Source organism: Robertmurraya massiliosenegalensis JC6, assembly GCF_000311725.1.
Classification (GTDB): Bacteria; Bacillota; Bacilli; order Bacillales; family Cytobacillaceae; genus Robertmurraya; species Robertmurraya massiliosenegalensis.
The window spans coordinates 113050-119896 of sequence record NZ_HE978516.1 but is presented as its reverse complement, the minus strand read 5'-3'; the positions used below and the strand labels follow the sequence as shown (position 1 = coordinate 119896).

The window sequence follows — 6847 nt, the reverse complement described above, 5'->3', positions numbered from 1 at the left end:
TGTCACATGGACTCTTCATGAGACAAACTTTCTCAATAAAGCCACGGGAATCATGTCACATGGACCAGTCATGAAACATATTTTCTCAATAAAACCACGAGAATCGTGTCACATGGACTCTTTATGAAACAAACTTTCTTTATAAAGCCACGGGAATCATGTTATGTAATATCGATAATTATACATTCTTATATAATTATCTTTGCACATAATTAAACTAGCATTTAATGCAAGCTGTGTGAATGGGGGTCAGCTTGTTATTTTTTGTCGACAATCTATCCAAGGGAAATTTCCACTTGGGTTTTTTTGCGAAAAAATTGACACAAACAATCTACTATGCTATTTTAAAACATGTATTTTAATTCTCTACCAATTTAGCAAACTAAAGCATCGAGAGGGGAACATAGAATGAATGCGGTAGTGGTAGCAGTTCTAGTCATGTTAATTTTAAGTTTAGTAAGAGTCAACGTTGTCTTGGCGCTCATTATCGGAGGGCTCGTTGGTGGCGTAACAGGAGGATTGACTTTAAATGAAACAATTGAAGTCTTTTCTGGCGGACTTGGCGGTAGTGCAGAAGTAGCACTTAGCTATGCACTGTTAGGTGGTTTCGCCATTGCACTTTCGAAAACAGGACTTCCTAATTTATTGGTCGAGGGAGTGTTAGGAATCGTCCATAAAAATGGTGATTCTACTAGAAAAAAATATTCAAAAGCGTTGATTGTTGTGGCGATTTTAGCAATGGCTTGTTTGTCACAAAATCTTATTCCAATTCATATCGCTTTTATTCCGATTCTTATTCCATCTCTCTTAAAATTAATGAATGAGTTAAAAATAGATAGAAGATTGATTGCTTCCGTGTTAACTTTTGGATTAACAGCACCATATATATTACTTCCTGTTGGGTTCGGGAAAATTTTTCAAGATATCATTGCTACCAATATGGCAGACAGTGGCATGGTGGTAAATTCAAGTGATATTCCAATAGCTATGTTAATCCCGACAGCCGGGCTCGTAGCAGGATTGCTTTTCGCAATATTTGTTTCATATCGCAAGGATAGGGGATATGAAACGAAAGAGATGGAAGCACTCGAGCAGGGTACCCGGTCAAAGCGTGGGATTGTGTTTGCGCTTATTTCAATAGTAGGGGCATTAGTGGTTCAGTTGCTCCTCGATTCAATGATCTTTGGCGCTTTAGCAGGGATTCTTATCTTATATGTAAGTGGTTCGATAAAGTGGAAGGAAGCCGACGAGCTCTTAACAGAGGGTATGAAAATGATGGCATTTATCGGCTTTGTTATGCTTTCAGCGTTCGGTTTCGCAGAGGTTTTGAAGGAAACAGGACATGTTGATTCTCTTGTCCAGCAAGCAGCCCGATTAATAGGTGGAAGTCAGTCATTGGCAGCACTCCTAATGTTAGTCGTTGGATTACTCGTTACAATGGGGATCGGTTCATCCTTTTCCACGATTCCGATCATTGCAACGATTTTTGTTCCGCTTGCAATGGAATTAGGATTTAGTCCGATAGCCACGATTGCGTTAGTTGGGACAGCCGCTGCATTAGGTGATGCAGGATCACCAGCTTCTGATAGCACATTAGGTCCAACTGCCGGATTAAATGTAGATGGTGGACATAATCATATTTGGGATACTTGTGTTCCGACCTTCCTACATTATAATATTCCCTTGATTATATTTGGCTGGATTGCGGCAATGGTTCTTTAAAAATAAAAGTGTAGTTCCCTATCAAACTGGGAGTTGCACTTCAGATTCGCTTACTCGCATTTTATTATTCAGTTGTGTTGTTAGGGCTTCCTTCATTTTCTAGGTAATCTACTGGTTAATTATCCTAAAGCCCACTCTTCATAGGGGACATCTGCATATGAAGTAGTGTAGGAAGTTGTAATTTGAAGGAGGGAGTCGAGTGTATCGTTATTATAGAAATCCAGTCCCGCATGATCAAAGATTTTTCTTTTTTGGAGCTCCGTTTGTCGGAGGTTTATTAGGAGGCTTAGCAGGAGGATTGATTGGTGGAGCTTTCTATCCTCGCCCTAGACCATATCCGTATCCCGTTCCGATTGCTCCATTTGGTTATGGTGGGGGATTTGGTGGTCCTTATGGTGGTTACGGCGGTGGCTATGGCGCCTATGGCCAGCAGCCATTTTATTAAGAACTCTGAGGTTGGGGCATAACTAGCTTCGAATCATGAGAAAGGTGAATCCTGAGGGTACTCAAATTCATCTTTCTCTATTTTTGTCTTAACGCAAGACCTTCGATTTTCCTCGTACAAAAAAATCGAGTGAAACGCAAATGAGCCTTCAAGAATCCGCATCGATTTCCGCTTTGTCAAAATTTTTACTATATGATCCTATTATGCTCCAACCATCTCTCATCCTTAAGCGGAAATTTTCCTGTTATATCTTCAAAGGAGTCCCTTTTAGGGGAAATAACGGAAGATTTTCCGCTTATGGAGGGCAAAATCGTTTATTTTGGCATTTTTTGAGGGAATAGCAGGAATTTCTCCTGTTATTTCTGCTCTTTTTCATGACGCTTGCTCATTAAGCGGAAATTTTCCTGTTATTTTTTCATACCGATACTCCAACTGCGAGGGAATGTATACACTCCAAACTAGAATCAAAAAGTCGTTATCACCGACTTTTTGACCCAGCCTCAATATTGTTTGTTATGCTCTACATCCATCTCAATGATAAGTTAAGGTGGCAGCAATCAATATGATCGACTACTGTTTTGAAATCGAGCTTCAACCCATCAGGAGAATAGCTTACATCCGGTGTTGTTTGTATGCCTGTATTCTTTAACATCTGGTTTACCTTTTCCTTATCAGATTTTTGGGCGGCCGTCATTAAATCCAATGAGAATTGATGAGAGTTAGCCATTTTTCCTAATACGAGACTCGCATCTTTCATTAAAGTTTGCATATGCTGAGCAGAACTCATAAACATATCAGGGTTTACGGTTGGAAACGGTTGACTCCTTATATATGGTCTAAAATGAATGGGTGGTGTATAAGGTACATATAATTTCTGGGGAGGAGGATGGTAGTGTCGATATGGTGGGAAATATTGATATGGATGCATTCGCTCATCCCCTTTCCATTTTGGAATATCTCCTCCATGTATATGACATAACAGCCTCTCTCATGCCATTACTTCCATTCTTTTCATTGTTTTAAGCGATTAAGGGCAAAATAACAGACGTTTAAACATATAATTGGTATAATTTTTATAATCATATCGTTTCGTGTGAGTTTGGGAAAAGCCCGAAAGTATATGGTTATGAATGCCCTATTAGGTAATGAAAAGAGGCGTACATGATATGGAACTTGAGTTTGTATTGGACCTCATTGAAAGTAGTGGATATATAGGGCTTTTTCTATGGCTTTGGTTAGGTGTGTTTGGTGCACCACTGCCGAATGAATTGATTGTTATGACGATTGGAATAGCTGCCTCACAAGTAGTTTTAAATCCAGTAGCAACTTTTTTTGTTACATACGGAGGAATTATTGCTGGTTTAACGACTGCTTATTTGCTTGGGCGCTTTGTCGGTGGACCATTACTGCCCTTTTTCAAAAAAAGAAAACGCTTTGCTAAGGTCATAGAAAGATCCATAAATGTTATGAATAAATATCATTCCTACTCCTTAACTTTTAGCTATTTTATCCCTGGTTTAAGAAATTTTGTTCCATTCCTATATGGAGTTAGTAAACTACCTTTTAAAACATTCCTGTTATTTGCTTATACAGGTGCACTCGCATGGTTATCGATCATGTTCAGTTTAGGATATTGGTTTGGGGATCATCGCGAGAGAATTTTTCAGATGGAGACAGAGATTCTATTCTTTGGAGCTTTTCTTGTAGCTGCTTATTTTATTTTTAAGCTGATTCAAAGAAAAAGAAAGCGAAAAATTAAGTCGATGACATGATCTAAACATAATGGAGGAAAAGAATGGATATTACGAAAACGCTCATTCATACGTTAGGAATTGAAATGGTTAAAGTTGAAAAGGGATTAGTGGTGGCAACGATGCCAGTAGATGATCGCACTCGTCAACCTTGGGGATTATTACATGGAGGTGCATCTGTCGCATTAGCGGAAACAGTCGCATCGGTTGGGGCATACGAGCTTGTAGATCAATCAACAGAAGTTGTTGTCGGTCTAGAAATCAATGCAAATCATGTAAAAGGGAAAAAGGATGGAATCGTGACGGCAACAGGAACTGTTTTACACCAAGGGAAGACGACTATGGTTTGGGATATTAAAATCACCGATGAAGAGGAGCGATTAATTTGTGTTTCTCGGTGTACAATGGCTGTCATTAAAAGAAGGTAAAGCTAAGCTGCTTTTACCTTCTTATTTCTTCTAGTGTAAAGACACTTCTTAGTTTTTGTTCATGAATAGCAGAAGGGGTTATACTTAACATTTTATTGCGGATAGAACAAAGAATCGGATTATCGATTTGAGCTACCTTTCCGAGTATCCGTGAATGATGTGTAATTTTACGGGTTCGTGCAATACGTCTCTCTTCAAACTTCTTGAATGCTTTTTGTAAACTGTTTTCACTCTCTAAGCTTTTGCTTAAATAATAGGCATCTTCAATGGCTTGACAAGCCCCTTGACCTAGATCAGGTGTTGCCGCATGTGCCGCATCCCCTATTAAGATGACATGCTCATATGTAAATTGAGTCAAGGGAGCAAGGTCGTAAATATCATGATGTAAGATATCTTGGTCTGATGTTCGCTCGATTAACTGAGGGATCGGATCATGATAAGTTGAAAAATTATGAAGTAGTTCCTTTGTTGTCCAGGATGAGAGCTCTGGATCATTTCGTGTGCAATTCTTTAATGCATACCAATATAATTGATTTCCTGATAAGGGAATAATGCCAAACCGTCCCTTTGCTCCCCAAGTCTCAGTAAATCTTTTCTCAAAATGGTCAGGGCAATCATGAACAATCCCTCTCCAGCATGTATATCCAGCAAAACGCAACTTTTTCATTGGCTCGATTTGATGGCGGATGTTAGAGTGGAGCCCGTCACTACCAATCATATATTTAGTTGCCACTTGTTTGCCATTTTCAAAATATAGTTCAATCCCATCAGGGCTATACATAAAGTCGGTCAAATTTTCATGAAAGGATATCTCATCTAGTTGAATATGTTTTGAAAGAATACGAATAAAATCATGTCGGTGTATAGATGTATAAGTGGGGTAGTCATTGGAATGATGATAGAGTTCGGTGAGTTCTTTTCCTGTCTCAGATAAAATCGTGCATCTATCTGTTGAAAATCCATGTTTCATAACCTCTTCTTTTACACCTAATTCAGTCAGTGCTTGAATGGCGTTTGCACCTAACACAACTCCTGAGTCTAATGAGCTAAAAAGGTCGTCCTTTTCATAAATTTTCACTTTAAACCCTTGGTTTTTTAAGGCGATGGCTGTGCTTAACCCACTAATTCCTCCTCCGATAATGGAAATCAAATTCTTCATGTAAAGCACCTCCTCATGAAATAAGCTCATCCTTACTATAAGCTACCGTTTAAAGGGATAGGTATGGATAATTTTTGAACTTTTGCCATCGTAAGGGAAACGTTGATTTCTTGTCACAAAAACACTCTAGATAAGTCTCTCCTAACATTGCCTTGGATGCTTAATGTAAGTACAGAAAAAGACGTACGCCCAAATTTTGGGTGTACGTCTTTTTAGCAAGCAAAAACATTTATTCTGTGTCTTTAGAAGCAGTCATATGCTTTGCATTTTTCAAGGCATCATGGACGCTTCGATCTGTCATTTCTACACCAGTATGATACGCAGCTCTACTAATAAGATGACCAGCAACTGGGGAGGTCATGAACACGAAGGCAATTCCAAGGATAAGACGTGAATTGAAATGCCCTTCTAAAAAGTAAAAATAGAGAAAGGTACCAAATAAAATGGACATGACTCCTAATGTCGCTGCTTTAGAAGCAGCGTGATTTCGGGTATATACATCAGGAAGTCTAATGACACCTAGCGTTGCAGCCATACTGAGAAATGCTCCGGCTAAGATAAAGAAGGCGATGAAATAATTAGCGATCTCGTTCACGTTCGAAAATAACCCCCTTCTCTAAATACTTTGAAAAAGCAACCGTCCCGATAAAAGCGAGAATACCAAGCAAAAGGATTACCTCCAAGAAGGCATTCGTCTTTAGAACGATGGAGATAAGTGCGATGATGGCAATTAAATTAATACCAATCGCATCAAGAGCGATGACTCTGTCCGGAATGGATGGGCCTTTGATCACTCGATAGATGAGACCAATCATGGAGAGAGCCAAGCAAAATAGGGCAATATGAATAACCGTATCTAACATTATTGGCTCACCTCCAAAATCGCTTTTTCAAATGTATTCTTAATGCTATTCACTGCTTCGTCTACATCATCAATATCCATTGCATGAATGTACAATGTTTGATTATCATCTGATACATCTATGACGAGTGTACCTGGCGTTAGCGTAATCAAGTTGGAAAGCAAGGTAATTTGCCAATCCTTTGTCAATACTGTATTGTAAGCAAAAATACCCGGTTGCATATCAAGCTTAGGCTTCAGAATCACTTTAAGGACAGCAAGGTTTGATAGCAATAGCTCTTTTAAGAAGATGAGCAACAGCTTGATGAAAGCATATACTCTCGCTAAATAAAAGCGGGAACTAAAAAATCGTCTTAACACAAATAGAATGATGATTCCAAAGAAATAACCTTTTATGAAACTGGAAACATCAAATGAAACTTTTATAAACATCCACATGAAGGCTAGAAATACATTTAGTAGTATTTGAAAGGCCATTCC

Annotated in this window: 9 protein-coding genes; 4 read left to right on the top strand and 5 right to left on the bottom strand. The window is 38.8% G+C overall.

What is annotated here, in order from left to right:
* Positions 1-408 precede the first annotated feature (408 nt).
* Positions 409-1722 (top strand): Na+/H+ antiporter family protein, encoded by a 1314-nt coding sequence (locus tag BMSHG_RS19450; protein WP_019156143.1) that lies wholly within the window; start codon positions 409-411, stop codon positions 1720-1722.
* Between the two features lie 199 nt (positions 1723-1921).
* Complete coding sequence (locus BMSHG_RS19445; protein ID WP_019156142.1) at positions 1922-2167, top strand: hypothetical protein; 246 nt, start codon at positions 1922-1924, stop codon at positions 2165-2167.
* Positions 2168-2687: 520 nt separating this feature from the next.
* Here BMSHG_RS19445 and BMSHG_RS19440 read toward each other — a convergent pair.
* Complete coding sequence (locus BMSHG_RS19440) at positions 2688-3095, bottom strand: hypothetical protein (protein ID WP_019156141.1); 408 nt, start codon at positions 3093-3095, stop codon at positions 2688-2690.
* 238 nt (positions 3096-3333) lie between these two features.
* Between BMSHG_RS19440 and BMSHG_RS19435 the strand changes: the two genes are divergently transcribed.
* Entirely contained in the window at positions 3334-3939 is a 606-nt protein-coding gene (locus BMSHG_RS19435; protein WP_019156140.1) for a DedA family protein, read from the top strand.
* Between the two features lie 23 nt (positions 3940-3962).
* Positions 3963-4346 carry a PaaI family thioesterase gene (locus BMSHG_RS19430; RefSeq protein ID WP_019156139.1) on the top strand — a complete coding sequence of 128 codons (384 nt, stop codon included), beginning with the start codon at positions 3963-3965 and terminating at the stop codon, positions 4344-4346.
* A gap of 13 nt (positions 4347-4359) precedes the next feature.
* On the opposite strand, the gene BMSHG_RS19425 is transcribed toward BMSHG_RS19430, so the two are convergent.
* From BMSHG_RS19425 to BMSHG_RS19410, 4 genes are all read right to left on the bottom strand, one after another.
* Positions 4360-5505: an FAD-dependent oxidoreductase gene (locus BMSHG_RS19425; protein WP_019156138.1), complete on the bottom strand. Its 1146-nt coding sequence runs from the start codon at positions 5503-5505 to the stop codon at positions 4360-4362.
* Between the two features lie 229 nt (positions 5506-5734).
* Entirely contained in the window at positions 5735-6100 is a 366-nt protein-coding gene (mnhG, locus tag BMSHG_RS19420) for a monovalent cation/H(+) antiporter subunit G (protein WP_019156137.1), read from the bottom strand.
* Positions 6084-6368, bottom strand: coding sequence for a Na(+)/H(+) antiporter subunit F1 (locus BMSHG_RS19415; RefSeq protein ID WP_019156136.1), 285 nt, complete (start codon positions 6366-6368; stop codon positions 6084-6086). Before BMSHG_RS19415 ends, mnhG begins: the two co-directional genes overlap by 17 nt.
* The gene (locus BMSHG_RS19410; protein ID WP_019156135.1) at positions 6368-6844 is read right to left on the bottom strand and encodes a Na+/H+ antiporter subunit E; all 477 of its coding nucleotides are present in this window, start codon (positions 6842-6844) and stop codon (positions 6368-6370) included. Before BMSHG_RS19410 ends, BMSHG_RS19415 begins: the two co-directional genes overlap by 1 nt.
* Positions 6845-6847 lie beyond the last annotated feature (3 nt).

Bases quoted from the DNA above. Each gene is read 5' to 3' on its own strand.
- BMSHG_RS19450 (WP_019156143.1), top strand. From the start codon at position 409: ATGAATGCGGTAGTGGTAGCAGTTCTAGTCATGTTAATTTTAAGTTTA.
- BMSHG_RS19440 (WP_019156141.1), bottom strand. From the start codon at position 3,095: ATGCATCCATATCAATATTTCCCACCATATCGACACTACCATCCTCCT.
- BMSHG_RS19435 (WP_019156140.1), top strand. From the start codon at position 3,334: ATGGAACTTGAGTTTGTATTGGACCTCATTGAAAGTAGTGGATATATA.
- BMSHG_RS19430 (WP_019156139.1), top strand. From the start codon at position 3,963: ATGGATATTACGAAAACGCTCATTCATACGTTAGGAATTGAAATGGTT.
- BMSHG_RS19425 (WP_019156138.1), bottom strand. From the start codon at position 5,505: ATGAAGAATTTGATTTCCATTATCGGAGGAGGAATTAGTGGGTTAAGC.
- BMSHG_RS19415 (WP_019156136.1), bottom strand. From the start codon at position 6,368: ATGTTAGATACGGTTATTCATATTGCCCTATTTTGCTTGGCTCTCTCC.
- BMSHG_RS19410 (WP_019156135.1), bottom strand. From the start codon at position 6,844: ATGGCCTTTCAAATACTACTAAATGTATTTCTAGCCTTCATGTGGATG.